The organism is Sphingopyxis macrogoltabida, assembly GCF_001314325.1.
Classification (GTDB): Bacteria; Pseudomonadota; Alphaproteobacteria; order Sphingomonadales; family Sphingomonadaceae; genus Sphingopyxis; species Sphingopyxis macrogoltabida.
On the sequence record NZ_CP009429.1, the window covers coordinates 1,396,287 to 1,422,932 of the forward strand.

General features: G+C 62.4%; 33 protein-coding genes. 18 read left to right on the forward strand and 15 right to left on the reverse strand.

Annotated features, from left to right (window positions below; translation table 11 throughout):
• Positions 1-201 precede the first annotated feature (201 nt).
• The 14 genes from LH19_RS06970 to LH19_RS07035 all read left to right on the forward strand — a co-directional run bounded on the left by LH19_RS06970 (position 202) and on the right by LH19_RS07035 (position 12,643).
• A complete protein-coding gene (locus LH19_RS06970; protein ID WP_145923427.1) occupies positions 202-879 on the forward strand; it encodes a hypothetical protein in 678 nt (225 codons plus the stop codon).
• Positions 880-949: 70 nt separating this feature from the next.
• A complete protein-coding gene (locus tag LH19_RS06975; protein ID WP_054726326.1) occupies positions 950-1,363 on the forward strand; it encodes a hypothetical protein in 414 nt (137 codons plus the stop codon).
• Between the two features lie 110 nt (positions 1,364-1,473).
• Complete coding sequence (locus tag LH19_RS06980) at positions 1,474-1,743, forward strand: hypothetical protein (RefSeq protein WP_054726329.1); 270 nt, start codon at positions 1,474-1,476, stop codon at positions 1,741-1,743.
• A 1-nt stretch (position 1,744) separates the two neighbouring features.
• Complete coding sequence (locus tag LH19_RS06985; RefSeq protein WP_054726331.1) at positions 1,745-4,264, forward strand: phage tail tape measure protein; 2,520 nt, start codon at positions 1,745-1,747, stop codon at positions 4,262-4,264.
• Positions 4,261-4,920: a hypothetical protein gene (locus LH19_RS06990; RefSeq protein ID WP_054726333.1), complete on the forward strand. Its 660-nt coding sequence runs from the start codon at positions 4,261-4,263 to the stop codon at positions 4,918-4,920. Before LH19_RS06985 ends, LH19_RS06990 begins: the two co-directional genes overlap by 4 nt.
• Positions 4,921-4,934: 14 nt before the next feature.
• Positions 4,935-5,576 (forward strand): hypothetical protein, encoded by a 642-nt coding sequence (locus tag LH19_RS06995; protein WP_145923426.1) that lies wholly within the window; start codon positions 4,935-4,937, stop codon positions 5,574-5,576.
• Positions 5,573-5,965, forward strand: a complete 393-nt coding sequence (locus LH19_RS07000) for a DUF6950 family protein (RefSeq protein WP_054726338.1) — start codon at positions 5,573-5,575, stop codon at positions 5,963-5,965. Before LH19_RS06995 ends, LH19_RS07000 begins: the two co-directional genes overlap by 4 nt.
• The gene (locus LH19_RS07005) at positions 5,965-8,055 is read left to right on the forward strand and encodes a phage tail protein (protein ID WP_201258449.1); all 2,091 of its coding nucleotides are present in this window, start codon (positions 5,965-5,967) and stop codon (positions 8,053-8,055) included. The genes LH19_RS07000 and LH19_RS07005 overlap by 1 nt, the downstream gene beginning before the upstream one ends.
• Positions 8,056-8,136: 81 nt before the next feature.
• Positions 8,137-10,518 (forward strand): hypothetical protein, encoded by a 2,382-nt coding sequence (locus tag LH19_RS07010; RefSeq protein ID WP_054726340.1) that lies wholly within the window; start codon positions 8,137-8,139, stop codon positions 10,516-10,518.
• Positions 10,519-10,557: 39 nt separating this feature from the next.
• Complete coding sequence (locus tag LH19_RS07015; protein WP_054726344.1) at positions 10,558-10,914, forward strand: hypothetical protein; 357 nt, start codon at positions 10,558-10,560, stop codon at positions 10,912-10,914.
• Positions 10,911-11,699, forward strand: a complete 789-nt coding sequence (locus tag LH19_RS07020) for a glycoside hydrolase family 19 protein (RefSeq protein WP_054726352.1) — start codon at positions 10,911-10,913, stop codon at positions 11,697-11,699. Before LH19_RS07015 ends, LH19_RS07020 begins: the two co-directional genes overlap by 4 nt.
• Positions 11,696-12,055, forward strand: a complete 360-nt coding sequence (locus LH19_RS07025) for a hypothetical protein (RefSeq protein WP_054726353.1) — start codon at positions 11,696-11,698, stop codon at positions 12,053-12,055. The genes LH19_RS07020 and LH19_RS07025 overlap by 4 nt, the downstream gene beginning before the upstream one ends.
• Positions 12,052-12,414, forward strand: coding sequence for a hypothetical protein (locus LH19_RS07030; RefSeq protein WP_054726354.1), 363 nt, complete (start codon positions 12,052-12,054; stop codon positions 12,412-12,414). The genes LH19_RS07025 and LH19_RS07030 overlap by 4 nt, the downstream gene beginning before the upstream one ends.
• A gap of 4 nt (positions 12,415-12,418) precedes the next feature.
• The gene (locus tag LH19_RS07035) at positions 12,419-12,643 is read left to right on the forward strand and encodes a hypothetical protein (protein WP_156344011.1); all 225 of its coding nucleotides are present in this window, start codon (positions 12,419-12,421) and stop codon (positions 12,641-12,643) included.
• Between the two features lie 734 nt (positions 12,644-13,377).
• On the opposite strand, the gene LH19_RS27865 is transcribed toward LH19_RS07035, so the two are convergent.
• From LH19_RS27865 to LH19_RS07095, 11 genes are all read right to left on the reverse strand, one after another.
• Positions 13,378-13,710, reverse strand: coding sequence for a thermonuclease family protein (locus LH19_RS27865; protein ID WP_082395486.1), 333 nt, complete (start codon positions 13,708-13,710; stop codon positions 13,378-13,380).
• Positions 13,703-13,945, reverse strand: coding sequence for a hypothetical protein (locus LH19_RS28525; RefSeq protein WP_145923425.1), 243 nt, complete (start codon positions 13,943-13,945; stop codon positions 13,703-13,705). Before LH19_RS28525 ends, LH19_RS27865 begins: the two co-directional genes overlap by 8 nt.
• Entirely contained in the window at positions 13,929-14,201 is a 273-nt protein-coding gene (locus tag LH19_RS07050; RefSeq protein ID WP_145923424.1) for a hypothetical protein, read from the reverse strand. Before LH19_RS07050 ends, LH19_RS28525 begins: the two co-directional genes overlap by 17 nt.
• Before the next feature lie 188 nt (positions 14,202-14,389).
• Positions 14,390-14,746: a hypothetical protein gene (locus LH19_RS07055; protein ID WP_054726366.1), complete on the reverse strand. Its 357-nt coding sequence runs from the start codon at positions 14,744-14,746 to the stop codon at positions 14,390-14,392.
• Positions 14,739-15,020 (reverse strand): hypothetical protein, encoded by a 282-nt coding sequence (locus LH19_RS07060; RefSeq protein WP_054726369.1) that lies wholly within the window; start codon positions 15,018-15,020, stop codon positions 14,739-14,741. The genes LH19_RS07055 and LH19_RS07060 overlap by 8 nt, the downstream gene beginning before the upstream one ends.
• A gap of 2 nt (positions 15,021-15,022) precedes the next feature.
• On the reverse strand, positions 15,023-15,352 hold the full coding sequence (locus tag LH19_RS07065) for a hypothetical protein (protein WP_054726372.1): 330 nt from the start codon (positions 15,350-15,352) through the stop codon (positions 15,023-15,025).
• A complete protein-coding gene (locus LH19_RS07070; RefSeq protein ID WP_456114887.1) occupies positions 15,349-15,678 on the reverse strand; it encodes a hypothetical protein in 330 nt (109 codons plus the stop codon). The genes LH19_RS07065 and LH19_RS07070 overlap by 4 nt, the downstream gene beginning before the upstream one ends.
• Positions 15,675-15,998 (reverse strand): DUF551 domain-containing protein, encoded by a 324-nt coding sequence (locus tag LH19_RS29835; RefSeq protein WP_054726378.1) that lies wholly within the window; start codon positions 15,996-15,998, stop codon positions 15,675-15,677. Before LH19_RS29835 ends, LH19_RS07070 begins: the two co-directional genes overlap by 4 nt.
• Before the next feature lie 422 nt (positions 15,999-16,420).
• On the reverse strand, positions 16,421-16,663 hold the full coding sequence (locus LH19_RS07085) for a hypothetical protein (protein WP_054726384.1): 243 nt from the start codon (positions 16,661-16,663) through the stop codon (positions 16,421-16,423).
• 1 nt (position 16,664) lies between these two features.
• Positions 16,665-17,006, reverse strand: coding sequence for a hypothetical protein (locus LH19_RS07090; RefSeq protein ID WP_145923422.1), 342 nt, complete (start codon positions 17,004-17,006; stop codon positions 16,665-16,667).
• A gap of 171 nt (positions 17,007-17,177) precedes the next feature.
• Positions 17,178-18,029 (reverse strand): class I SAM-dependent methyltransferase, encoded by an 852-nt coding sequence (locus tag LH19_RS07095; protein WP_054726392.1) that lies wholly within the window; start codon positions 18,027-18,029, stop codon positions 17,178-17,180.
• Positions 18,030-18,172: 143 nt separating this feature from the next.
• On the opposite strand from LH19_RS07095, the gene LH19_RS07100 reads away from it, so the two are divergent.
• From LH19_RS07100 to LH19_RS07115, 4 genes are all read left to right on the forward strand, one after another.
• Positions 18,173-19,144 (forward strand): glucokinase, encoded by a 972-nt coding sequence (locus LH19_RS07100; protein WP_054726394.1) that lies wholly within the window; start codon positions 18,173-18,175, stop codon positions 19,142-19,144.
• Positions 19,145-19,209: 65 nt separating this feature from the next.
• The gene (locus tag LH19_RS07105; RefSeq protein ID WP_054726397.1) at positions 19,210-19,950 is read left to right on the forward strand and encodes a gamma-glutamyl-gamma-aminobutyrate hydrolase family protein; all 741 of its coding nucleotides are present in this window, start codon (positions 19,210-19,212) and stop codon (positions 19,948-19,950) included.
• A 184-nt stretch (positions 19,951-20,134) separates the two neighbouring features.
• Positions 20,135-21,508, forward strand: a complete 1,374-nt coding sequence (locus LH19_RS07110) for an aspartate aminotransferase family protein (protein ID WP_054726400.1) — start codon at positions 20,135-20,137, stop codon at positions 21,506-21,508.
• 20 nt (positions 21,509-21,528) lie between these two features.
• Complete coding sequence (locus tag LH19_RS07115; protein WP_054726403.1) at positions 21,529-22,467, forward strand: DUF808 domain-containing protein; 939 nt, start codon at positions 21,529-21,531, stop codon at positions 22,465-22,467.
• 50 nt (positions 22,468-22,517) lie between these two features.
• Here LH19_RS07115 and LH19_RS07120 read toward each other — a convergent pair whose 3' ends face one another.
• The 4 genes from LH19_RS07120 to LH19_RS07135 form a co-directional block, all read right to left on the reverse strand.
• A complete protein-coding gene (locus LH19_RS07120) occupies positions 22,518-23,648 on the reverse strand; it encodes an ABC transporter ATP-binding protein (protein ID WP_054726406.1) in 1,131 nt (376 codons plus the stop codon).
• A 109-nt stretch (positions 23,649-23,757) separates the two neighbouring features.
• On the reverse strand, positions 23,758-24,600 hold the full coding sequence (locus LH19_RS07125; protein WP_054587527.1) for an ABC transporter permease: 843 nt from the start codon (positions 24,598-24,600) through the stop codon (positions 23,758-23,760).
• On the reverse strand, positions 24,600-25,505 hold the full coding sequence (locus LH19_RS07130) for an ABC transporter permease (protein WP_054587528.1): 906 nt from the start codon (positions 25,503-25,505) through the stop codon (positions 24,600-24,602). The genes LH19_RS07125 and LH19_RS07130 overlap by 1 nt, the downstream gene beginning before the upstream one ends.
• A gap of 23 nt (positions 25,506-25,528) precedes the next feature.
• Positions 25,529-26,635 (reverse strand): ABC transporter substrate-binding protein, encoded by a 1,107-nt coding sequence (locus LH19_RS07135; RefSeq protein WP_054726409.1) that lies wholly within the window; start codon positions 26,633-26,635, stop codon positions 25,529-25,531.
• Positions 26,636-26,646 lie beyond the last annotated feature (11 nt).

Here is a 26,646-nt window from a genome sequence, read left to right on the forward strand (position 1 = left end):
CAATTCAATCAGCCAACGAGCGGCGGCAATCGAATGCCCCGGTAGCGACTTAAAAATTCTCCACGACGTAAGAATATTGCGCATATGGGGCTTCTGATGTAACGTTCGGCAACTTTGGAGCCGCATTGGCGGTCAACAGGAGCGACGAACATGTTGCAGCGGATTGGCGGATCAAAAATCTATATCGGGACGAAAGTCGCATTGCCGACCGATCTTCGCGTCACCCTCGCCGACTTCACGGCACAGGAATCCGAATGGCTCGAAATCAACGGCTGGACCAACTCGGGGCCGCTCGGCGATGCGCGCGCCGCCATCACTCAGAGTTTCATCGGCGCTGATCGCGACGCCACCATTGCAGGCACGGCAAATTCCCCGGCGATGGAAAACGTTTTCGCGCCGCTTCCCACGGACCCCGGCCAGATCCGCCTGCGTCAGGCTGTCGATGGCTGCGCGAATTACGCCTTCAAAGTCGAATGGGGCGCCGGTTGCGCATCGGAAGGGCCGGTCACGATCAGCGTAGCTGCGCCCGGCATTGTGACATGGCCCGGTGGGCACGGGCTTGCGGCGGGATCGCCCGTCATCTTCGAGCCTGAGGGCGGCAACCTGCCCACCGGACTCACCGCTGGGACCGTATATTACGTCCGCGAAACCGGACTGACCCCGACAAGCTTCTCGGTTTCGGCGACGCCAGGCGGGGCCGGCATCACGACCACGCTCGCGGCAACGGCTGACGAGATCATCGCTACCGCACAGCCGGCGGGCGAAACCGACCTCTTTTACGGCATTGTGCTCTCGAAGAGCAAAAACGGCGGTGAAGCCAACGCCGCCCGAATGGCGACGCATTCGATCAAGCCCAACACGAACATCGTCGAAGTCTAACCAGCTAAGGGCGGCGGCAATTCGGGCTGCCGTCGTCCTTAGGCCCGAACCTGCCCGAGCGAGAAGAGCTATGGATATTGGAAATCTCGGCAAGAAAATCGACTTGAACCCCGGCACGTGGATCGAAGACGTTCCGGACATGGAAGGCGTCCGGTTCCTCGTCCGCTCGACCAACTTCAAGCCGTTCAAGATTGCCAGCGCCGGCCTTGCGCGGCGAAGCGGCAAGAAGCTGCGTACCGATGCCGGCGTCGTCAATTTCGCTGTCACCATGGGCAGCGCGCTCGCCGAACACATCCTGCTTGATTGGGATGGCGTGACCGAGAACGGCAAGCCGCTCAAATATGACGCGAAAAAGGCGCTGGCGTTGCTCACGGCCGACGATGATTTCGGGATCGGCGATGCATACCGCCGGGCCGTTGAATGGGCCGGCGATCAGGTCGCTGAACGCATCGCCGAGACGGCCGAGGAAGCGGCGGGAAACTAACCGCTGCCCTCCTCTGGTCGCTCGATCGTCATGAAGAATGGAAGGCGGCACGGGAAAGCGAAGAGGAGCACGGAACGGAAATCCCGGAAGACCTCTATCCGCCCGAAATATTGGAAGGGTACGATGTCTGGCTTGGCGACTTCTGGCGGCTCTCCACCGAAAGGCAGATCGGCTTCGGCTACGGCCCCATCCCGGCGAGTGCGATTGCAGCGCATGTCTCGGGATGGGGCGACGAAGATGCTCATCTGTTCGAGCACTGCATCCGCGCCCTCGATCGCGTTTTTCTCATGAAGGCCAACCAGTCAGAAGACGAGCCGCTCGCCACAGGATCTCCGATGGAAGCCTGGCGCTCAGCCACGAACCGGCAGAGGGAGAAGTGACGTGGATGTCGCCGCGCTAAATCTCAGCGTCGAAAGCAAGGATGTCGTCAGCGCGACGACGGATCTCGACAAGTTCAGCGCCTCGGCTGATCGGGCAGCGGCATCGGCCGGGAAGCTGTCCGGCAATGGGAATGCCGCGAAGCTCGCGCAGGATTACGCTCGCGCCGCTCGCGCCGCCGATCAGGCGGGCGGGTCTGTCGCGAAGGCCACGCAGATGGTCGCCGCGGCTAATGCCCACGTCGTGACATATCGCAATCATCTTCAGGGCATTGTCACGGCGTCGGGGCATGCCGCCACCGCGCAGACGGCGCTCGCTGGGGCTGTTTCGCGAACCTCTACGGCAACACAGCAATCTGACGCGCACGTCATAGCATACCGGAACAATCTCGAGCGGCTGGCGACAGCGAACAAATCGGCTGGGACTGCGTCAACGAGTGCAGCTACGGGGGTCGCGGCGGTGGGCACGGCGTCTCGTGCCACATCGGCAATCGTTTCCGGCCTCGCCGGAATTTTGGGCGGGCTCATTGGCGTTATCATCGGCGGCATGCTCGACGCACTGTTGCAGATGGTCGCGGGCCTGTTTGAGGCCGACAAGGCCATGGAGCGTGTCGAACTGGCATCTGACGGTCTCAGCGATGCGCAAGGCGTGCTCGGCAAGATGTTCGATTTGACCACGGGCAAGATCAAATCGCAGAACGAAATGCTCATCCTTAACGCGCGCCTGATGGCGGCGAATCTGCGTGGCGAGGCCGCGCGGGATAAGGAAGCCGCAGCGTCCGGTTTGCAGGATGCCGTGAATTCCCCCGTGCGAGGCTATGGCGGCGTCCTGCAATCGATCTTCAATCCAAGGGGATATGATGCGTCTCAGTTCGAGCGCGAGAAATTGCGGGACATCGCGCGCCGAGTGGATATCGGCATCCTTGGGGAAAGTGCTGCCGCCCGTGAGGCCAAGAACATCGATTTTTCGAAGACCGGGATTTCGGAAAGTGACTTCCTGACGACGCTCGCCAAGCGGTATTCTTCGGCGGCAAAGGTGAAGATCGCCGATGAAATCGAAAAGTCGATCGACACCGGAACTTTGTCCGACGTTTTCCGCGAGGAGGCTTCCGCCGGTCGCAAGGCGCGGGAGCGTTCCGGACGTCGGGGCGGCAAGACCGATGCTGAAAAGACGGCCGATCTCATCCGCAATGCCGAAGCCGAGATCACTGTCGAGCAGAACCGTTCCAGGGCGGTTGAAATGTCGGCGGAGGCGGCCGCAGAACTTGAGCAAAAAACGAAGCTGCTCAATGCCGCCGCATCGGCTGGCATTAAGGTTACGCCCGAACTGACGAAGAAAATCGAGGATCTGGCGGCCACCTACGCTGGCGCCAAGGTCGCCGCCGATATGTCTGAGGTCATCACGTCCAACACTGACGACATCCGTAAGCAGACTGATGCAATGGAAGATCAGCGGAAGCTGGTTGGTCTCTACGGAGACGATTTGGCCCGCGCGACAAGGGAGATGGAAGCCCAAAAGAAGATCCGCGATGCTTTGCCTAAAGGCGCAATTTGGGTCGTCGGCAAGCCCATCACTGGCGGCCTGTCCGATCAAATTGAGGCGGATGCCCAAGCGAAGCGAATCGCTGATCTTAAAAAATGGTCGGAAGACACAGCGTATGCCATGGACCTTGAGCGGTCCGGGCTTCAACTGACCGGAGAGGCAGCGCTTGAATATGCCTTCATCTCGGAGCGGCTCAACGAGGCGCAGCGCGCGCGTGTTAGGCAATCCCCTGAAGAGATCGCCGCCATACGAGAAGCCGGCGCCGCATACGCGAAAGCCCGGTACGCCATCGACCAGCAGGCGAAGGCAATCGCAGATGCGCGCGAGGTGACGCGGGGCTTCTTTTCGGATTGGGCCTACGGTGTCCGACAGGGCGAAAACATTTTCAAGGCGTTCGCCGATAGCGTCGTCAATGGCCTAAACCGCATAATCGACAAGCTCATGGATCGTGCGTTTGAGAACATGTTCTCGGGCGGCGGAGGCGGCGGGTTTCTGGGAAAATTGTTCGGCAGTTTCAGCGGTCTTTTTGGAGGCTCCAGTCTCCAATCAGCGTCGTTGAACCTCATCGCCGCGAACCCCGGCATCTTCGCCAAAGGCGCTGCTTTCGACCGCGCGCACTATTTTGCGAATGGCGCGGCATTCAGCAATTCGATCCTCAACAGCCCGACCCTCTTCAAATTCGCGAATGGAGGCAAACTGGGCGTGGCCGGCGAGGCCGGGCCAGAAGCTGTTATGCCGCTCACGCGCGGTAGCGACGGCAAGCTTGGCGTGCAGGCGCACGGCGGAGGCGGCGGCCGGGGCGGCCCGCCGCCCATCATCATGGGCGACATCAATCAGGAAATCAGGATTGACGGCGGTTTCACACCGGAATCAGCGGTCGCGATGATCAAGCAAGGCGGCGAAGCGACAATCGCGCAGATAAAACGCGAGCTGCAATCGCTGCTCGAGCAGCTCGAGCGCGACGGGGTGCTAGTGGGATGAAAATTTACCAGTTCCCGACCTTTCGCATCGAAAACCAGCTCTTTCATACGCCGGGCGCCGGATATGACGGCGGCCTGACCTCGGGCGGCGCGCAGTTCATCACGCCCGAGCCCGGCGGCTTCGGCGTTCTCGAGATGCAGCCGGCGATCATTGACACCGAATGGGACGCCCCGCTCGCATCGTGGATCATGTCGAAGATCAGCGGGCAGGTCTTCCGCGCCCGCCTCGCTCCCTCGCCGCAGGTCGCATACAGCCGCAAGCGCGGCATGCTCGCACTGCCGTGGGATAATGGCGAAACATGGTCCAATCAGGAGAATTGGGACGGCGACTTCACGGCCGTCTATACCGCCCCCGCGCTCCGCGGCTCGCTCGTCGTCGAATTCGACCTGACCGGCGTCGGCCAGATCGTCTCGCCCGGGCATGTCATCGGTCATGATTACGACTGCTATCTGGTCGATGAGGTCATCTATTCCGGGGACATCGCCGCCGCGACAGTGACCACGCCGCTGTGCCGTGATATCGCGCCGGGCGACAACTGCTATCTTCGCCCTTGGTTCACCGGGCGCATCAGCAACGGCGCCGATATTCGCTCGGCCTATAATAGCCTCGGCCATGTGAAGCCCGGCAACATCATCCTGCAGCAGGCGATCGTATGAGCGCCTTCTACGACATGATCGACGAAATCCTCGGCGATGCCGACGATGTGACCGATATCGTCGCGACCGCGCGGAAGTGCTGGCACTACGAATTCGCCGACGAGCCCGTTCGTCTCTGGGACGGTCAGGGCAATGCTATCGACAGCAACGGGAATGAATGGCTCGGGACGATCAACGCGAACGGTGGCAATCTACACAAGACCCCCTCGCTTCAGGATGGTCGCGACGGAACGGCGGCGTCCTACAATTTTGCGCTGAACATCCCAACGATTCCCGGCGAAGACACGCTTGAACTCTACAACTCTCTGAAGGCCGATCAGGCTCAGGTCTTCGGCCGCAAGCTGACCTGTTATCTCGTGCTCTTTGTCGAGGGCGAGGGCCTGCGTCCGAACACGCCGGTCAGCTTCTATAAAGAGATGATCATGTTCTCGCCGAAGTTCGACGAGCAGATCCAGCGCGCCGCATCTGGAACGATTGTCAAGAATTACACGGCCTCGATCACGGCCAAGGACAACAATCACGGTCGCAGCGAAACGCCCGGACGCACCTATGCCGACACCATGCAGAAGCGCCGCGCACAGCAGCTTGGCGTTTCCGTCGATCGCGGGGCCGAATATCTGGCGCTGCTCGCGAACCGAACCTACCAGGTGCCATGATGGATGTGGTCGACGAAACGCTGCGCGAGTGGCGGCGATCGGCCTTCGTCTATGGCCAGTCGGATTGCATGTTGTCGATCGGGCAGTACCTCGCGCGAACCGGACACCGGGACGTCACCGGGCAATTTCTCAGCCAATATTCGACGGCAGAAGGCGCAGAGGCGCAGATGGCCGCCCATGGAGGCATTCCGGGTTTGCTGGCGCTTGCCGGCGCTGTCGTGAAGACCGGCGCCCCCTCGCGCGGCGACGTGCTTGAGATCGCCTATGATGACGGTTCCATCGGCGGCCTTTGCACCGGTGATAGCGCGGCCGTGAGGCTGGAACGCGGGGTGGTGGAACTCAAGCTCCGATTTTTGACCATCCTCGGCGTCTGGGCGGGGTCGGCCTGATGGCGGCCGTCAAGAAGATCGTGGGTCTCGTCGCGCTCGCCGCTCTGGCTGTGTTTGTGCCCTATGTTGCGCTGATCGTCGGCCCGAAATTGCTCGGCGCCGCGATCGGCGCTGTGTTCGGCAACAAGTCTCGGTCCAAGATGGAGGCGAGCAAGGTCAATGTGAAAATCCCCGAGCCGCCGCGCTGGCTGAATTGCGGCACGGCCCGGCAGGGCGGGGGCGTCCTATTCGCCGAATTCGATGATCAGGGCCGCTGGTGGTATGTCGTCGTCCACAGTGACGAAATCCTGCATCCGGGCTATTCCTATTATCTCGACGACGAACCGGTCACGCTCGACGGGTCGGGCTACGTCTACCAAAAGGAATTCCGCCTCAAGACGAACAAGGCGAAAGACCCTGCCGAAACCGACGGCGAGGGCAAAGGCTATATTCGCATCTGGACGACGACCTATAGCGAGACCGACCCTGTGCCGCCGCGCATTGCCGCGCTCGATGCCGCCTTCCCAACAAAATGGACCGCGGATCACAAACTGGTCGGCACGACATTCAGCGTCGTTTGCATGGATGCGCTCGAAATCGAGCATCGCTACAAGATCTATCGCTGGCGCGGGCCGATCGGGCTGGGCGAGGCCGCGCTGAGCGTGCGCGGGGATTGGGCGAATGCTTACGACCCGCGCGACGAAGAACAGGTTCTGGGCGACCGCACCACATATAAGCCGACGCGCAACGCGGCGCTGGTCTGGGCGTGGTTTCGCACGCACCCGTTCGGCCGCGGGAAGCCTGAAAGCTCGATCGATTGGACGCGCATGGCGACCGAAGCCGACATTTGCGATCAGGACGTCGAGGGCATCGAGGGAACGCAGAAGCGATATGAAGCGGGCGTCGCAATCGTCGACGAGGCGCGCCGCGTCGATGCCGAGCAAGAAATTCTCGCAGCCTGTGACGGCTTCATCCTGTTCGGCGAGGATGGAAAGTCATGGGTGAGCGTCGGCCATTATGCGGCGCCGACGGTCGCCCTCTCTCGAAACCGGGATATTATGGCTCTGTCCAGCATCGAGGCGCAGGACGGCGAGAGCGAAACGCAGGGCGTCATCGTGCGCTATACCGAGCCGGCGGCTAATTATACGGTCCAGCCGTCGGCAGCGTGGATCAATCCGCTCTATTACGACCCGCTGACGACGCCGAAATTCCTGACCGTCGACATTCTGCCGTGCCAGAATCACAATCAGGCGATGCGCCTCGCCAAGGCGATCGGTCAGCGGGTGCAGCCTCGGCACAAGATCGCTCCGATCACCAACCTTCGCGGCCTGAAATGCCGCCACGAACGCATCGTCAACATCAACTATGACAACACCTTCGCCGGGGATTATGAGATCGCGACCCCTGTCGAACTTGACGGCGCCGGCATCTTCACCGGATTCGGCGCGGTCCCGGTCAACGCCAGCCGCTGGACCCTGCTGCCCGGCGAGGAACAGCCGAAGCCGGTTGTCGATGGCAGCGAGGGCACGGTTTCCTTCCCCGCGATCAGCGGCGAGAGCGTCTATTACAGCGACGGTTCGATCAAGATCGACTTCCCCCCGATTCCCCGCGACGATGCCACCTATGTCGCAGAGTATATCCTGACCTCGGAAATCACGGGCGACGAAAACGACCCCTGGACCTCGATGACGATCAACGTCGACAAGGCGGTCAGCGGGCCGGTCCAAGGCGGGGGCGGCTATACGGTGCGGTATCGCTATGTCGTCTCGTCGGGGCGGGGTTCGGCCTATGAATATGGCGTCATCACGCCGGAAGATGCGATGCCGCCCGCGACCAACCTTTCGACTGTCGATGGCGTTGGCCAAGCCGGGTTCTCATGGAAGAACCCGAACGACCTCCGATTCTTCTCGTCGGATATTTATCGTGGGACCACGAACGTCTTCGGCTCCGCAACCAAGATTGCGGATAGCTATGGCGGTGGCGTGGGTGAGGTGCAGTCCATCGTCGACACGCCGCTGAGCGCGGGGACATATTACTACTGGAATGTTGCAACCGATGGCGGATCGCTTGAGGCAACTCCTGCCGGTCCGGTATCCGCTGTCGTCACCTAGGCTTTCCGAATATTTCAACAAGCTTGTCTAAAATTACGTCACTTGATATGACGGCGTAATATTATTTCAGGCAGGTGGAATATGGGCGCAGTCGAAACCGCGAGGGACGCACTTTTCGGCAATCCGCCGCAGCCCAATATGGAGCCCTCGCGCGAAGGGTTGCTGGCGGCGATCACCGAACTGCAGCAGAACATCACCGGCATTGTCAGTGGAATCCCGGCCTACGAGGATGTGGCTGATTTGCCCGCTGTCACAGTGGACGACAACGGGAAGCAGGGCCGCGTTTACGACGCCGTGGACCCGGAAAATAACGGCTTCTGGATCGTCCAGAGCGGGGCGTGGGTCGTTGATACGTCATTTCAGGACGCGCTCGAAGGTGCCGTCCAACCCCTCGTAGACGAAGCCCAAGCATGGGCCGAAGGCACCGAGCCGGGCGGTCCGGGAACCTATAGCGCCAAGGAGGGCGCAGAACTGTCCGAAGCATGGGCAACCGGCACCGAACCCGGCGGCCCCGGCACGAAGAGCGCGCAGCAAATCGTCGACGAGATCGACACCGGGACCATGCTCCGTCAGGCCGAGAGCCCCGAAGCTGGTTTGCTGATCACCAATAGCGGTGAAGCCTTTGCCGTGGTTTCCGATCCTGAGGCCGGCGGTGCCATCTATCGCAACACGCCAAGCTCGAACCTATATAACACCGCGGCGAAGGTGACCGGCTATTACATCCAGTCGTCGACCGGCGCGCTGTCCCCGAACGTATCCGCAGCGGTCAGCGCCGACATCCCTTGCTCGCCGGGCGATCAGTTCACCATCTCGACCAACGGTAACCGGCAGGCCGAAGTTGCCTTCTACACCGGGCCGAATGCGACCGGGCCCATCTTGCCGGTCAACACCACGCTCGATCCCAAAACGGTGACCGCGCCTGCCACTGCAGCATTTATGAAGCTGACGGTGGCGTTTCCGGGCAAACCCGAGCCGTCGCAGATCATGGTCAACGCCGGGGCCGTCGCGCTGCCCTATGAGCCGTTCGGCAGCACGGCTGAACTGGTTTCGGTCTGGCCGCCCTCGTCTGCGGGTGCGACGCTGCATCTTGCCGGGAGCGGGATCAGCTATGTCGAAAGCGCGCGATCGGGAACGCTGATCCGCAACGGATTTGTCGCATTCCCTGTGCCGAACCTGACTGCCGCGCCGTGCCGCGTGAACCTGCGCGACAACCGGATTGGCGGGGTGCAGCTTCGCGACGGGTCGGACGATTCCGCGCCCGACAAGATCCTTGGTACCGATCTGGGCGGCAACCACGGCTATCGCATCAGCGAATGCACCGCGAACGGGCATGGCAAGGTCACCGCCGACGAAGGATCGGTATGGGCGCAATCGGGCGTTGAGTCTGTGCTGGTCAAGGTGCTGGACGCGAACAAGCTGTTGATGGCGCGCCGGACGACGAACGCTTTCATGACGACCGGGACGTGGACGCATGTTTCGGGTGCGACCAACACCGGCAATATCGTCATCACCGCGCAGCTCGGCAAATCTTGGTTCCCGCCGCACAAGAATTACAGCATCCGCGTCATGGTCGATGGCGTCACCATCGAAGATCAGACGGGGGACTGGCCCTATTCGAGGGACGTCAAAATTGTCGAAAGCTGCGATTTCATCTCGCGCCCCGACTATATCGCGTGGTGGGTCGCGAACGGCGGCGCATCGGGCGCCCCGGTCAACGCTGCGGCGAGCTATACGCAGACGCTGACCCATTATTTCGACCGCGACGGCCAACTGACGATCTATTGCGACTGGCTGGTCCTGAAATCGACGGCGATGGAATATCTGCGCGGCTTTCAGGTCGGGCTCCTCGGCTCGCCGCTCAGCATCGTCGTACCCGGTGCGGTGCCGTTCACCTATCAGGGCAACAGCATCGATTACAGTCGGGGGGCCGCCGCCAACCTGACCGTCGCTGGTAACGAGGCGATCAAGTTCGACGCGGCAAAGCTGCAGGCGACGGGCGAATATGGATCGCGGGCGCTGACGCTGTGGTCCGATGCGATCTTTGCGACCGGCTTCCTGCCAATCGGCGATGTCGCCCCCGGCGTCCGCCGCACGCGGGTGGCCAATCTTGCGCTCGAAATCGAGACGTCGGGCAAAATCTATGGCCGCGTCCTCGACATCGGCGCCCGCACCGCAGCGGCGGGCGAGCGGTACAGCATGGCGGCCTATCGCCATATTATCCCGCGCAGTTCGGCGCGTCTCAGTCTCTACACCGTCCGCACCCCGGATGGTGGAGCTTATGTCTATGCCGACTGGATCGACAAGCCTGGCCTCGATCGGCTGCCGCTGCCCGATGACCTGATCGGCCGCAACTTCACGGTCGTGGAGGCGCGCGGCGTAACCCTCTCGGCGGGCATTGTCGCCGGGTCGCTGCCTGTCGTCGTTGCCAACGGTGTCGCGGCGCTTATCCTGCGGGTGGACTGAGATGACCGACGGCACCGGCAACACCGAAATGGTCCGGTCATGACCCAGAGCCTCGGAGACGCCGCAACGACCCGCGCCATCGCCGAACAAGTCGGCAAGGCTTCGGCCGAAATAGCGATCAGGGAATTTGTGCAGACCCATCCCCATTTCGCGCCCGCTGCGCCGAAGCCTGACACGCCCACCTATGTGAAGTGGGGCGCCGGTATCGGGGCCACCCTCGTTGCTGCCGCGATACTCTGGATGGCCAATACGCTGAACCAGCTTCAGATCACCGTCGCGCGCATCGACGAGCGGCAAATCACCGACACGACGAAGGCCGACATCATCGAACTGCGGAAGCGGGTGACAGACCTCGAATCCTACCACCGGACACAGCCGACGGAGCGCAAGCAATGACCCCGATCCAGATGCTCGACATGGCCCGTCTCGCGGCGGCGAAGGTGCTGGTCCCAACCCCGAAGCCCGTCGTTATCCAGCCCCGCCCGGAACCGCGGATCGCGCAAGACCTGTCGTTTGCGCAGCGCCAGATCGATATCGACTTCCTCTGCCTCGCTTTCCCGCAGAACAAGCGAGCGAACCTCCTCCAGTGGGTGAAGCCGACGCAGGACGCCTGCTATCGCTGGGGAATCGACACCTTCCGCGAGGTCGCGAGCTTCCTTGCAAATATCAGCGTCGAGAGCATGGGCCTGACCCGCCTAGAAGAGAACCTGAACTATTCAGCGCGCCGCATGGCCGAAGTCTGGCCGGGGCGCTATGCGATCGGCGGCAAGGCGGCGAACGGGCCGAACGCGCTCGCGCACAGCCTCGCGCACAACCCTGAAAAACTGGCGAACAATGTCTATGCGAACCGCATGGGCAACGGGCCGCCGGCGTCTGGCGATGGATGGCGTCATCGCGGCTTCGGGCCAAAGCAGACGACGGGGAAGAAAAACCAGCAGGCGTTCGCCGACGCGGCGGGCATTCCGCTCGCCGACGTGCCTGCCTACATTCGCACGCCCGAGGGCGGGATGATGTCGGCAGGCTATTACTGGAAGGCCAACAATCTGGACGCCAAGGCGGCGACGCCCGGGTGGAAGGATGATCGGATCGCCGTCAACGGTGGCACCATCGGCCTCGCCGCTGTGGAAGCGATCGCAGACGACCTGATCGAAGAGTTGCTGCGGCGGGAGGCTATGGCATGACCAACCGCACCCCCGTCGAGCAGATCGAGCGCACCCGCAACATCCTCGCCTTCCTTCTGGTCGGCGCTTTCGTGGCGGTGATCCCCTTCCTGCTGTTCAAGGTGATCCCCGAGAAGAACGAGCAGATCATCACCTACATGGTGGGCCAGCTCAGCGGCATGGCCGTCATGGCTCTCGGCTTCTACTTCGTGAACAAGGTCGGGCAGGACGCGATCGATGCGACCAAGGCTGAGAACAGCCGGAAGTTCGCTGATGCCGTGGTTGCCGTCGCGCAGGCGACTGGATCCTCGACCCCCGAGCCCGATGTCATCCTGAGGCCGGGAGAGACGGCGCAGGCGGAGGAGCCGAAGTCATGATCAGCCTCATTGCCTATGCGCTCGCGCCCCGTCTCGGCGCTCGCATGGCGACTGTCACCGCATGGGCGCTCACCATCGGACTCGCCTTCCTCGCGCTGTACCTGGCCTATTGCTGGGCATGGGATCAGGGGCGGGACCACGAACGGGCGAAATGGGAATCCGCTGCCGAAATGCTCGAAGACGCCGACGCCGCGGCCGATGCCGAGGCGCTGGACGTCGCCCACGACACGAAAGGAACGGTCGATGCGCAAAACGAACGCGCGCGCGATGCCGCTGCCGCTTCTGATGATCCCCTTCGCGTTGGCCTCGACAGCCTGCGGGGAGAAGGTGCACGTCAAGGCAACGAAGCCGCCCGCTGAGCTTTTGGCATGCGCCGGGGAGCCTGTCGCGCCCGCGCTGCCGCCCTACGAGTGGGACAAGATCGCAGCCGCCCCTTCGGTCGCTGTGGCGGTCGATATGGCGAAGGCGATCACCGGCAAGCGCGATGGGCTGATGCTACCCTATGTGCTCGATATGCGGGCTGCGCTCGGCGATTGCGCTGCGAAGGTGGCCGGGGTCAGAGCGTGGGCTGATCGATTGCCGGAATAGCTTGGCTGGCGAGCCCGACCCTCCGAAGAGTCCCGACGCCGCGCCCTGAGGCCCCCGCTTCTCACGACAGGCGCCGACCAGCCGGGGCGAACTTGTGCAAAATCTGCACTGGTTCGCAAGCGGAGATAGAACCGAATTTGGATGCATCCGCCTCAGGATTCTGCTATGAAAATCGTGCGCGGCGGCGGGAGCAAAACCATGCACGTCCGGGCTGGTGGCGTGTGTACGGGAAACCGGAAAAGCGCCTAGACCGATAAGCCCCCGACAAGGACACCGGGGCATCCGCTACGCAGGGCGGCGAGTTATGCGACGGGGGGCTGTTCCCATCGGGCTCGCCGCCTTCGCTGCCTGCATTGAGCTGGCAGAGGGATGGGGTGCATGATCCCGCGATCCCGCTCTTTCTCATCCCGCCAACCACCGATCCGCAGCGGCAGCATCCCTGAACGGCAACCAAACTCCCGACCTATCGTGAAGGAAATAATTCCACCCCTGACACCCCGGAAGCAGCTTGCACCGGCACCGCCTGTTAAACAGTGAGTAGGACGGACCGACCTTCGCGATCAACATCTCAAGGTTTATGACCCGCTCGCACTGGCAGCGATTACACGCCACTTTGGCGCCCACGCCTATCCTCAGCATATCCCCGAGCGTCGGCTGAAAGAATCGATTGAAGCCGCTGCGGTCTGCCATCCTTCAAGGGTAGCGATGTTCTCCGAATGTTCGCAAGCGATTCGTTAGCGCCAATCGCTCCTGATCACAGCCAGCCCCTCGGCAACAAGCTGATCACCGACATCCCGCCCGTTCACCGTGACCCTGCAAAGCCGTCTCCCGTATTTGTCCGAACCAGTGCAATGGAGTTTGGCCGGCTGGCTCAGGATTACGCGGAGGCGGTCTCGGGCGGCATATCCGGCGCGAGGGTCGCAGCGGTTGCAGCGAGGGCTACCGGGAAGCTCGGGAGCATCGACAGGGCCGGAGAGGGCGACGAGGCGGACGCGGGTCCCGTCACAGAGGCGCAGGCTATCTCCGTCATGGACCGATCCTAGGCAGAGGGCGAGGGCTTCAAGCATCTGGGTTCCTTAGCAGAGCTTCTCGAACCTCGCTGCCGAATGGCGTCAATCGCCTGAACCAAGGCCAACCGCCGGCCTCTGTGAACTTCGTCAGTCGGATGCGCGTCGATCGATTCCCAGGAGCGTCTTTTTGATGCCAGTCCCTGAATTCCTCACCGTTAAGCCAGACAATGAGCGCGGCTTGCGCCACAGAGAGGCTGTTCGCCACATCTTCGGCATCAGCCATGATCGTCACCAAGGGCGTTCCTTGCCGCGATGATCTCGACGAAGGCATGTCGGATGCTTTCCGAGACCGCGCCGATGACCGTAGGTCCAAGGCCCCGTGGCAGCAATTGGCTCTCCACGCGATCAAGGTCTTGGGCGATGCACATTTCAATACCATCCATTTTGCACTGCTCGCCGGTGACGGGATCGAGGCGCCAAGCCTCTTCATAGCTCAAAGCAGCAATCGCGGCGTCTAGATGCGCGCGGGCGTTCTCCACCTCACCCACGCCCACCTCCAATATCTTCCCCAACAGCGGCAGACAGGGAGGCGCAAGTCTGACAGTCGCAAGACTTTCGTACGGTTCGCCGCCCGCACACATTATGGAATACCGCGACGCAGCCGCTCAGCGGTGGAGGGTGCCCGTAGAATGTGTCTCCGTCGCTTCCCGGTATTGGACTCGCCAATTTATCCTGCTTATCCATTATCGCTCTCCGGGGTGAGAAGGTGTGCGTCGATACGCTTAATGATGCGCGCGCTCTCCGGTTCTTTCATGTATTGAAGGTGATCGATCAAACAGCCGCGCGCGTCTCGCAATATCTCCCTGAGGGCGGTGATTTCGTCGGCGGCTTCCTGACTCGCGAACTTCGCGTTCATTGCGTCCGCGATCCAATGGGCGCTCTTCTCGGTAAAGCCACCATCGCCGCTATCATCGACTTCATTGCCGCTCGCATTTGTAATGATCCACCAACCACTGTCGTGCCGTTCCGCCTTAAACGGACCATCATCGACCGATGACGGCCACGCGCTATCGAAGTCGATCAGGTCAGACATGATTGCTATCCTTGAGGTGGTCGGCGGAGCGGAGCCTTTCAGCCCACTCCCAACCGTAGAGATTGTCGCCGTTGCCGAGCATGTTCGCCGCCATCTCGCTCGTCTCCATGATGGCAGCGAGGGGGCCAAGAACGAGCGCCTCGTTGTCCGCCTCGCCCCGAATGATGCTTTCATACATGCCCGCCTTGACCCCCGGCTTCCATTTTTCAGGACCGCAAAGAGCGTGAGCCGCAATCCTCCGCGCCATGCGCTTCATTTCCTCTGTCGGTTCCATTGCTAGGCTCCTGTGGATAGGTGGGCGCGAAGGGAGGCTGCGACGAGGGCGAGGGCCCATGTCTCTCCGCGTGCATGAACCTCGCGGTCGGCGCTCGGTGTCTCGCCCTCGAACTCCAGCCGAGCGAGCGCGTCTCCGTTGTCGGCGTCGAACATAGAGCGCGTCCAACCCTTCGGAACCAGCGTCATCGCGGCGTCTATGGAGGCGGAATAAGCAGGCCAGCTTTCGCGATCAGGGCGAAGTGCCTGGCCAATCGCGCAGTCCAGTGCGAACAACGGCCCTTCCGCCCGCTCCACCCTCTCGATCAGATCCCTTATTGCATCATTGGTCATTGTTCGGACTTTCGGGTTGGGGTAGAAACATCGATGGCGAACACCTGAACGGCGTCGGGACCGAAATGGGGATGGGTGATCCAGCGCACCTGATAGCCTCGCCACTGTCGCGTCAGGCGGGTGGCGCCTTCGATGCCGCCGCCTTTCGGATAGCCGCGCGTCAGGACGATGCGGTCATATTCGCGACCGGCGATCCGACGAGCCCAGAAGTCGTTCGCGAGCCGAAACTCCTCGGGCTTAGTCCCCGCAGCGATGGCGTCGAAATACTCGCCCTTGAGCGGAAGTGTCAGAACCCGGTCGGACAAGGCAGAGGAATCGGTCATCACGGTTTCTCCTCTGATACAGGGGGAGGGGGTAGGGGCATCCAGTGGGTAGGCTGCACGGACTGGTCGCCATCCTCGTTGACCGCCCAGCAATAGCCATCGGTCCAACAATCCGGTGGCTCTTGATCGCGCGTGAAGGCCCATCCTCCACAGTAATCTCCGTTACTGTCGATGAGGTCGTCGACCCATGCGATCACGTTGTCTTCGCCGTTGCCCGGGATGCGCGCTTGAAACTCGGTTCCATCCTTCGGCGCCGTCGAAATGTCCTGCCACCCATCCAGTCGGGTATCTGAGTTAGGGGAGGTCATGACACGCACTCGCATTCGTGCCGACCATCATAGGCGGCGGGGCATTCGATAAACCCGCTGTTGCCGCAGGACTTGCACAGGAAGCGGGACGGCCAGAAGTCGCACGACGTGAAGCCCTTCCGCACCGCGCCAAACAGAGCATCACAGCGGGGGCCGTGTTTGCAATCGGCGCACGACAGACCTTCCGGCAGCCTCATCTCGGCAGCGTAATTGGGCTCACGCCCCACCCCTTCCCGGTCAGAGTCCGAGCGTACAGTAGAGTTAGTCATGGTGGGGCTCCGGGGTGGCTATCGCTGTAAGAGCTAAGAACATCACCAGTTCGCTGGGCGTGGGCGCACCGACGCCGCCGCAGTCCTCGACCTTGCACCGGATGCCGCTGCGTAGTTCTAAGTGCCAACCGATCCGATTAAGGGTCTCGCGGGCGATCTCTGCGGCGCTCATGCCGCACACTGTAGGGCCGCCTTGCGCTCGTTGAGGCGGGTTTCATCATGAAAAGCCTGCCATGCTTCCGAATGAGGCGGCAGCGACGGGCCGCGCAACGCATGGCCGAACGACTTGGTCACATCGACCTCGTTCTCAAAGATGCGCCAGCGATAGGGCGATCTGAACGCAACCGTCACATCGCGACCGTGGACGGTCGTCCAGACTTTGACGCCGATAATGCGGTTGGGAGTTTCCATCTCATTGTCCTCCAATTCGCGCGCCAGCCGCTTCAATCGCAGCGATCCACGCATCAGCCCCTCCGCCATCGGGGCCAAAGAAACGGTTGAGGGCATCCGGGCTGAGAACGGCTTTGGCTGCCTCGATGTCTTCCGGCACGTCGGCGCGGAAAGTGGCGATGGGCTTCGGTTCGTCAGGGAAGGCGGCGGCATAACCAGCGGCCAGTTCTTCCTCTGTCGCCTCGCGATAGATATTTCCGCCCGCTTGGCAGATCGGTGGGGCCTCCCGGCGCTGGCGATGATAGCTGTACGGCTCCATACAATTGCCGCATCGGCCAAGAATCTGTACGGGGTTGTCACCCATGGCGAACTACCTTTCGCTTTGGCAGGGCCGGGTGAGATTGCCGTCTCATTCCGGCCCGATTAAACAATCCTATTCCGCCGAGATTTACGGCACCACCCGCCAAGCTATTGGAAAAAATAGCCGAGCGAGTCCGGCCAGGGGCACCATCATCGGCTTTCAACGTCATTTCGTTCATAGGTTGCGATTGCGCGCCGTTACGATCCATGCCGCGCCGTCGATCAGCACCGAAGTTTCGCCGGGCTGCGCCGAAAAGGCGGCGCGGACGGCGGCGGCAGCTTTCGCCCGGATGTCGTCGGGCTGCCCGGCCAGCGCGCGCGACAGCGGACCGACGGCGAAGGCCAGCGCCAGCGCATCGTCGACCGCTTCGGCGCGCGTTTTGCCGTAGCCATAGGATATGGTGGTATCGAAGGGCGCAATCCCGATATCGTCGAATCCCGCAGTCGCGAGGATGTCCGACACGCGATCACGGTCGGCGAAGGCAAAGGGCCCGGGGGCAAGGGGATCGGCGGGCGCCGGCGTGACAAGGTCGCGGATTGCCGCCATCGGGAGGCGGACCCAGTCGTTCTCCTGTGCGCTGCGCCAGCAAACGAATGCCACCCGGCCGCCGGGCTTGAGCGCTGCCCGCATATGGGCAAAAGCGGCGACGGGGTCGTCAAAGAACATCACGCCGAAGCGCGAGAAGAGCAGGTCGAATGCCTGCCCGGGCAAAGAGGCACGGGCGGCATCGGCAAGGTCGAACGTCACAGGCACACCATCCGGTTGTGCCGATCGCGCGCGGGCGATCAATTGTGCCGAGATGTCGACGCCGAGCACATGGCCGTTCGAACCGACACGTTCTGCCAGCGCAAGGCTGGTCGCGCCCGCTCCGCATCCTATGTCGAGAACATGCTCGCCCGGCTGCGCATTGGCGGCAGCGATTGCCGCGGCGCCGAAATCTTCGAGCATAAGGTCGAGACGGAGCTGGTGAACCACCCAATTTTCGCCGCTCGTTCCGTCCCAGTCGTGCGTCGGTGCGATCGTCATTGCCTAACTTTCATTATTGAGAATGATTCGCAAATAGGCGCCGTCTGCGGGCGAAGCAAGCACGCATAGCTATGCCTTGTTGCATCGATGCGACCCATGCGACATGCCTTCGTCAACCCGGCGGCTGCCGGCAAGGGAGAGTCATGAGCGAAGCCATCGTCACGGTCGATATCGGGGGCACCCATGCGCGCTTTGCGATTGCCGGGGTCGAAGGCGGCCGGGTCGTCTCGCTTGGCGAGGAAACGACGTTACACACCAGCGATCATGCGAGTTTCCAGACCGCCTGGCAGGATTTTGCGCGCCAGCAGGGCGGAAGCCTGCCGCGTGGTGTCGCGATCGCGATCGCCGGGCCGACGCGTGGCGAAATCATTCGCTTCACCAACAACCCCTGGATCATTCGCCCGGCCCTGATCGGCGAAAAGCTGGGTGTCGACCGCCACATACTCGTCAATGATTTCGAAGCCGTGGGGCACGCCGTTGCACAGGCCGATGTCGGCTATTTCGAGCGGCTTTGCGGTCCTGACGAACCGCTGCCCGAAACCGGTACGATCAGCATTATCGGTCCTGGCACCGGGCTCGGCGTCGCGCATGTCTGGCGCGACGGCGGCGCCTATCGCGTCCAGGCGACCGAGGGCGGCCATATCGATTTCGCGCCGCTCGATAGCATCGAGGATGCGATCCTTGCGCGGCTGCGCAAGCGGCACCGGCGGGTGTCGATCGAACGGGTTGTGTCGGGGCCGGGTATCGTCGATATTTATGAGACGCTCGCCGCGCTCGAAGGCCGCGCGGTGACGCCGCTCGACGACAAGGCGATCTGGACCAATGCGTTGAGCGGACAGGACAGCCTTGCCGCCGCGGCAGTCGATCGTTTCTGCCTGTCGCTCGGTAGCGTGTCGGGCGACCTCGCGCTCGCGCAGGGGGCGAGCGGGGTGGTGATTGCGGGGGGCCTCGGCTTACGGATTCGCAGCAGCCTCGTGCAATCGGGTTTTCCCGAGCGCTTCGTCGAGAAGGGGCGGTTCGAGGGCTTCATGTCGGCGCTGCCGGTGAAGCTCATCACCCATCCGCAGCCCGGCCTGTTCGGGGCGGCCGCGGCTTTCGCGCGCCAATACGCCTGACGCAAATATCGCTGGCGTCGCGCCGCGAAAGACGGCAGCTATGAGGCGAAAGGAAAGCGCCTCCGATGTCCGCCCGTCCCGTCCTTGGCATCATCGCCTGCAACCGGCAGGTCGGAGCGGAATATGCGCAGGCGGTGATGAACCGCTATGCGACGGCGGCGATGCGCCACGCCGATTGCGCGGCGCTCCTGATCCCGTCGCTGCCCGAATATATGCGCGCCGGCGAGATCGTCGGCCGTCTGGACGGCGTGCTGCTCACCGGATCGCCGTCGAATGTCGAGCCGGCGCGCTATGGCGAGGATGATGCCGGCGAGGGACCGTTCGACCCCGACCGCGACCGGATGATGCGCGATCTTGTCGAGGCGGTGATTGCGGCGCAGCGCCCGCTGTTCGGCATCTGCCGGGGGTTTCAGGACATCAACGTCGCGCTCGGCGGGACGTTGCGGCGCGACACGGCGACAAATGGCGAGCTGCTGCGCCACCATACCCCCGACGGGACGCTGTTCGACGCGATGTTCGACCATCGCCATCATGTCGACCTAGCCGAGGGCGGGATGCTGGCATCGGCCTATGGCGCTTCGTCGCTCGACGTCAATTCGGTGCATTATCAAGGCATCGGCCGGCTCGGCGACGGCCTGTCGGTCGAGGCACGTGCCCCCGACGGGCTGGTCGAGGCGTTCAGTGCGCGGCCGAACGGCGCGCCCCTGCTCGCGGTGCAGTGGCACCCCGAATGGGCGGTCGACGGCAACGGCGAAAGCCAGACCTATTTCCACCTCCTCGGACGCGGGTTAAGGGGGGAATTATGAACCGCCGCGTCTCCCGCTACGATCGCTATCTCGCACGGCTCTGCTTCTCGCCCTGATGATTTCGGGACCGGTCTCTTCTCTGTTCGTGTCGAGCGAAGTCGAGACACCCATCGTCGTAGCGCAAGATCGAGGGGCATCTCGACTTCGCTCGATGCAAACGGATCTTGGAATTCAGGAGTTTCTTATGCCCCGCAATCACGACATCGCCGAACTGCGCCGCCTCGACGTCGCGCACCATCTTCCCGCACAGGCCGACTGGGCCGAGATCGAGAGGCTCGGCGGCAGCCGGATCATCACCCATGCCGAGGGATGCTATATCCACGACGGCGACGGGCACCGTATCCTCGACGGGATGGCGGGCCTTTGGTGCGTCAACGTCGGTTATGGCCGCGAGGAACTGGTGGAGGCCGCGGCGGCGCAGATGCGCGAGCTGCCTTTCTACAACACCTTTTTCAAGACCGCGACGCCGCCGACGGTAACGCTGGCGGCGAAGATCGCCAGCCTGACCGGCAACCGCCTGCCGCACGTCTTTTTCAACGCGTCGGGCAGCGAAGCGAACGACACGGTGTTCCGCATGGTCCGCCACTATTGGAAGCTGAAGGGCGAACCGAAGCGCACCGTCTTCATCAGCCGCTGGAACGCCTATCACGGTTCGACCGTCGCCGGTGTCTCGCTTGGGGGCATGAAGGCGATGCATGCGCAGGGCGACCTGCCGATCCCCGGCGTCGAACATGTCCGCCAGCCCTATGCCTTTAACGAAGGGCAGGGGATGACCGAGGAGGAGTTCTGCGACGCCTGCGTGCAGGCGATCGAGGACAGGATAATTGAGGTCGGCCCCGAAAATTGCGCCGCGTTCATCGGCGAGCCGGTGCAAGGCGCCGGCGGGGTGATCATCCCGCCGAAAGGCTATTGGCCCAAGGTCGAGGCAGTGGCGCGCAAATATGGCCTGCTGATCGTCGCCGACGAAGTGATCTGCGGTTTCGGCCGCACCGGCAAGATGTGGGGCCACGAAACGATGGGCTTTACGCCCGACCTGATGCCGATGGCGAAGGGGCTGTCGTCGGGTTATCTGCCGATTTCAGCGACCGCCGTCGCGAGCCATGTCGTCGACGTGCTGAAGACCGGCGGCGATTTCGTGCACGGCTTCACCTATTCGGGGCATCCCGTCTGCGCCGCCGTCGCGCTTCGGAATATCGAGATCATCGAACGCGAAGGACTTGTCGAGCGCACCGGTAGCGTCACCGGGCCGCATCTCGCTAAAGCGCTCGCGACGCTGAACGATCACCCGCTGGTCGGTGAAACACGCTCGATCGGTCTGCTCGGCGCGGTCGAGATCGTGGCCGACAAGGAGAGCCGCGCGCGCTTCGGCGGCGCCGAGGGCACCGCCGGACCGATGGCGCGCGATGCGTGCATCGCCAATGGTTTGATGGTCCGCGGTATCCGCGACAGCCTGGTCATGTGTCCGCCGCTGATCATCACCACCGACCAGATCGACGAGATGGTTGCCATCATCCGCAAATCGCTGGATGAGGCGATGCCCAAACTCCGCGCTCTCTAAACAGGAAAGACCCAGCCCCTATGCCCTCCGGCCTTTTTGCCCTGCTCGACGATATTGCGACGATCGCCAAGGTCGCCGCGGCGAGCATCGACGATATCGGCGCCGCGGCGTCGAAGGCCGGGGTCAAGGCGGCGGGGGTGGTCGTCGACGATACGGCGGTGACGCCGCGCTATGTCACCGGCTTCACCCCCGACCGCGAACTGCCGATCATCTGGCGGATCACCAAGGGGTCGATCTTCAACAAGCTGGTGCTGATCCTGCCGGCGCTGCTCTTGCTGTCGACCTTCGTGCCGTGGGCGATCACGCCGCTGTTGATGCTGGGCGGCGCCTATCTCTGCTTCGAGGGCGCCGAAAAGGTGATCCATTCGTTGCAGGAGGACAAGACGAGCCTTGCCGAGGATGCCGAGATCGTGGCCGACAAGGATCATGAAGAGGCGATGGTGAAGGGCGCGGTACGCACCGACTTCATCCTGTCGGCCGAGATCATGGTGATCGCCCTCAACGAAGTGCTCGACGAGCATTTCGCGATGCGCGCGGCGACGCTGGCGGTCGTGGCGGTGGCGATCACCGTTGCGGTTTACGGCGTCGTCGGGCTGATCGTGAAGATGGACGATATCGGCCTGCATATGGCGAAGGAAGGCAATAGCGCGCGCCGGGCGATCGGCCGCGGGTTGGTGTCTTTCATGCCCAAGCTGCTGTCGGCACTGGCGGTGATCGGCACCGCGGCGATGCTGTGGGTCGGCGGGCAGATCGTCCTGCACGGCCTGCACGAATATCATATCGGCGGCATCGCCGAGGCGCTGGAATCGCTGGCGCATTCGATCGCCGGCGGCCTGCCGCTCGAGGGGCTGTGGACCTGGCTGGTCAAGGCGACCGGCGACGGCATCTTCGGGCTGTTGCTCGGCGGTGTGATCGTCGGGGTGATGCACCTGCTTCCGGGGAAGAAAGCCGCACACTAAAATTCGTCATCCCGGACTTGATCCGGGATGACGATGGTTTGACGGTCCAATTATCCCAGCAGCACCACCGGACTGTCCGCGCGCCAGTGCATGCTGACCTTGTCGTCCCAGGTGAAATCTTCCTGGTCGTGGCGCGACAGGTTGGGACGCGAGACGCGGATGCGCGCGCCGGACTCCAGCTCGATCTCGAACAGCGTGATGTCGCCGAGGTAGCTCATGCCTTTGATCTTGCCGCGGGCGAAATTATAGCCGTCGGGTGCGTCCTGCGCCGCCGCCTTGACCGCTTTGCCTTCGCCCGGAACGTGCAGGTAAATCTTCTCGGGACGCAACGCGACCCAGACGTCGGCGCCGTGCGGGCCGGTGACGCCATGATTGAGATAGACCTTGCCGAGCCCGGGGCAATCGACCGCCGCCCGGTCGGGTTCGTCGAGTGTCAGCTTGCCCTCGAAGATGTTCACCGAGCCGACGAAATCGGCGACGAAGCGGTTCGCGGGATATTCGTAGAGGTCCGACGGCGTCGCGAGCTGCGATACTTCGCCCTTGTTGATCACCGCGATGCGGCACGCCATCGACAGCGCTTCGTCCTGATCATGGGTGACGGTGACGAAGGTGATGCCGACCTTTTCCTGCAGTTCGCTGAGCTCGAACTGCATCTGCGCGCGCAGCTTGGCGTCGAGCGCCGACAGCGGTTCGTCGAGCAGCAGCACCTTCGGCCGCATCACGAGGCTGCGGGCGAGGGCAACGCGCTGGCGCTGGCCGCCCGACATCTGGTCGGGCATGCGGGTTTCGAAGCCGCCCAGCTTGACGAGTTCGAGCGCCTCGGCGACGCGGTCGCGCGCTTCGCCGCCCTTCACGCCCGCGATCTTGAGGCCATAGGCGACATTGTCGGCGACGCTCATGTGCGGGAAGACGGCATAGCTCTGGAACACCATGTTCACCGGCCGCTTGTTCGGCGGAATGCCGGCCATGTCCTGCCCGTCGATCAGCACCTTGCCCTCGGTCGGCAGCTCGAAGCCCGCGATCATGCGCAGCAAGGTCGTCTTGCCGCATCCCGACGGGCCGAGGAGGACAAAGAATTCGCCCGCCTGGATGTCGAGGCTGACATTGTCGACCGCCGTCACCTTGCCGAAGCGTTTCGAGACATTCTGAATCTGGATGATCGGCGGTTTTGTATCGGTCATGGTCGGTCCTTAGTCCGCTCGTGTCGAGCGCAGTCGAGACACCCCAAAGGCGCGCACGACTGATGGGCATCTCGACTTCGCTCGATGCGAACGGGGAAGGGAGAATGCATCAATGGGTTTCCGCTATCGCCTTCACGCCCTGAAGCTTCAGTGCGACGGCGGTCAAAACGATGGTCAGGATGATCAGGATGGTCGAGGCGGCGTTGACTTCGGGGGTCACCGAGAAACGCACCATCGAATAGACCTTCACCGGGAAGGTGATCGTGTCGGGGCCGCTGGTGAAATAGGTGATGACGAAATCGTCGAGGCTGAGCGTGAAGGACAGCAGCGCCCCCGCGACGAGCGCGGGTTTCATGTGCGGGATCAACACATCGCGGAACACCGCCCATTCGCCGGCGCCCAGATCCTTCGCCGCTTCTTCCTGTTCGCGGTTGAAGGTCGCGAGGCGCGAGCGCACGACCATCGTCACGAATGGGAAGCAGAAGGTGATGTGCGCGATGGTGATCGCGCCGAGATTGAACGGCCAGACAAGATCGGTCGGCCAGCCGATCGCGGCGAAGAACATCAGGAAGGCGACGCCCATGCAGATTTCGGGGACGATGATCGGCAGCGAGATCGTTCCGTCGATCGCCCCTTTCAGCGGGAAGCGGAAACGCCAGAGCATGACCGCGGCGACCGCGCCGAGCATCAGGCTGACAATGGTCGCCAGCGCCGCGATGGTGAGCGAATTGACCAGCGCCTCGACAAGCTGGTCGTTACCCAGCGCCTTTTCATAATATTTGGTCGTGAAGCCGCGCCACACGACGTTGCGCTTGCTGTCGTTGAAGCTGAAGATCATCAGCACGAACAGCGGCGCATAGAGGAACAGCATCACCAGCCCGACCCAGAGCCGCATCCACAGGGTGCGGCTATATTCGAGCGGAGCGATCGGGGTGCGACGGAAAAGCGCCATCAGTGAACCTCCGGCACCTTCTTGCGCATCGCCTGCAGCGCGATGAGGATGAACATGGCGTAGATGAGCAGGAAGGAGAGGGCAGCGCCAAAGGGCCAGTCGTTTGCCTTCTTGAACTGGCGTTCGATCACATTGGCGATCATCTGGCTGTCGGTACCGCCCATCAGGTCGGGGGTGAGGTAGGCGCCCAGCGCGGGGATCAGGGTGATCATCACCCCCGCGATGATCCCCGGCGCAGCGAGCGGAACGACGATGCGCATGATCGTGCGGAAATGCCCGGCGCCGAGATCGAGACTGGCCTCGATCAGGCTGCGGTCGAGCCGGTCGAGCGCGGCGTAAAGCGGCAGCACCATGAAGGGCAGGTGGACATAGACGAGCCCGAAGACGACGGCGAAATTATTGAAGAGGAGTTGCACCGGTTCCCATGTCGGCAGCGGCTGCATGCCGACGAGCGTACGAAACCAGCTCGCGCCGCCCCACAGGGTTTCGAGCCCCTTGTTCGCATAGCCCTGCGTGCCGAGCAGCATCATCAGCGCATAGGTGCGGATGAGGAGATTGGTCCAGAAGGGCAGCATGATGCCGAGGAGCAGCCACGGCCGCCATTTCTCGCTGGCAAAGGTGATCGCCATCGCGACCGGAAATCCGATGATCAGACAGATCAGCGTCACCAGCGCCGCGACCGCGAAACTCTTGCCGAAGATGGTGACGTAAAGCCATTCGGTCGCGCGCTTGTAATTTTCGAGGGTGCCCGAAAATTCGATGTCGGTCAGGCCCCGGTTCTCGCCGAAGCTGTAGACCCAGACGATCGCCATAGGGATCAGGAAAAACAGCAGCACCCACAGGATCGTCGGCAGCGAAACCGCCGCGAAGACCCGTTTATTGGATTTCCAGTCCTGTTCGGCCACCCCCCGATGCCCCCTTCAGACCGTCAGGCTGCCCGCACCTTGGTGAAGGCTTCCTCGTACAGCGGCTGCAGCTTCTCGTTGAACTTCGCATATTCGCATTTCGCGAGCACGTCCGCCGGCGGGAAAATGACCGGATTGTTCCGGTAGCTCTCGGGCATCAGCGCCTTCGCCGCCGAGTTGGGGGTCGGGAAGAGGATCGTTTCGGTGATCTTCTTGTCGACCTCGCCATCGAGCAGATAGTTGATGAAGGCGTGGGCGTTCTTCGGATGCGGCGCGCCCTTCGGGATGCAGAGCGTGTCCGAATTGAGCTGGCTGCCTTCCTTGGGCACGATGAAATCGAGGTCGTTATCCTCGACCATCGCCTGTGCGATATCGCCATTATATTCGAGCACGACATCGCAGTCGCCCTTGAGCAGCAGGTCCTGCCCGTCGTCCTCGTGGAATTTCTTCACATAGGGCTTCTGCTTGATCATCATCGCCGAGATCGACTCGATATCCGCCGGGGTCAGCGCGTTGACCGACTTGCCGAGATATTTGCCATAGAGGCGGAACATGTCGCCGGCCTCCGACAGCCAGGCGATACGATCCTTATATTCGGGGCTGTCGAACAGGACTTTCCAGCTGTCGGGTTTGGTCTTCACCTTCGACTTGCGATAGCCGATGCCGAGTACGAGCCAAGTATAGGGCAGCGAGAATTTGCGTCCCGGATCATAATCGACGTTCATGAAGCTCGGTTCGATATTCTTGATGTTCGGAATCTGCGCATGGTCGAGCGGCTGGAGCATGTCGGCGCGCGCCATCCGCTCGACAAAGTCGTTCGACGGGACGATCACGTCGTAGCCGGGGTTGCCCGCCTTGAACTTCGCGAACAGCGTGTCGTTGCTGTCGAAAAGGTCCATGGTGACGTCGACGCCGCTGGTTTCCTTGAAATCGTCGAGCGTCGTCTCGCCGATATAGGTGTCCCAGTTGTAGAAGTTGAGCTTGGCTTCCTCGCCGTTCGCGAGCTTTTTGCCTTCCCCCTTGCTGCAGGCGGCGATGCCGCCGAAGCTGATCCCGACCGCTGCGACCCCCAGCGCCTGCAGCAGTGAGCGACGACCCCGAGTGGCTTTGAGCAGTTCGTTCAGATCCATGGCTGGCCTCC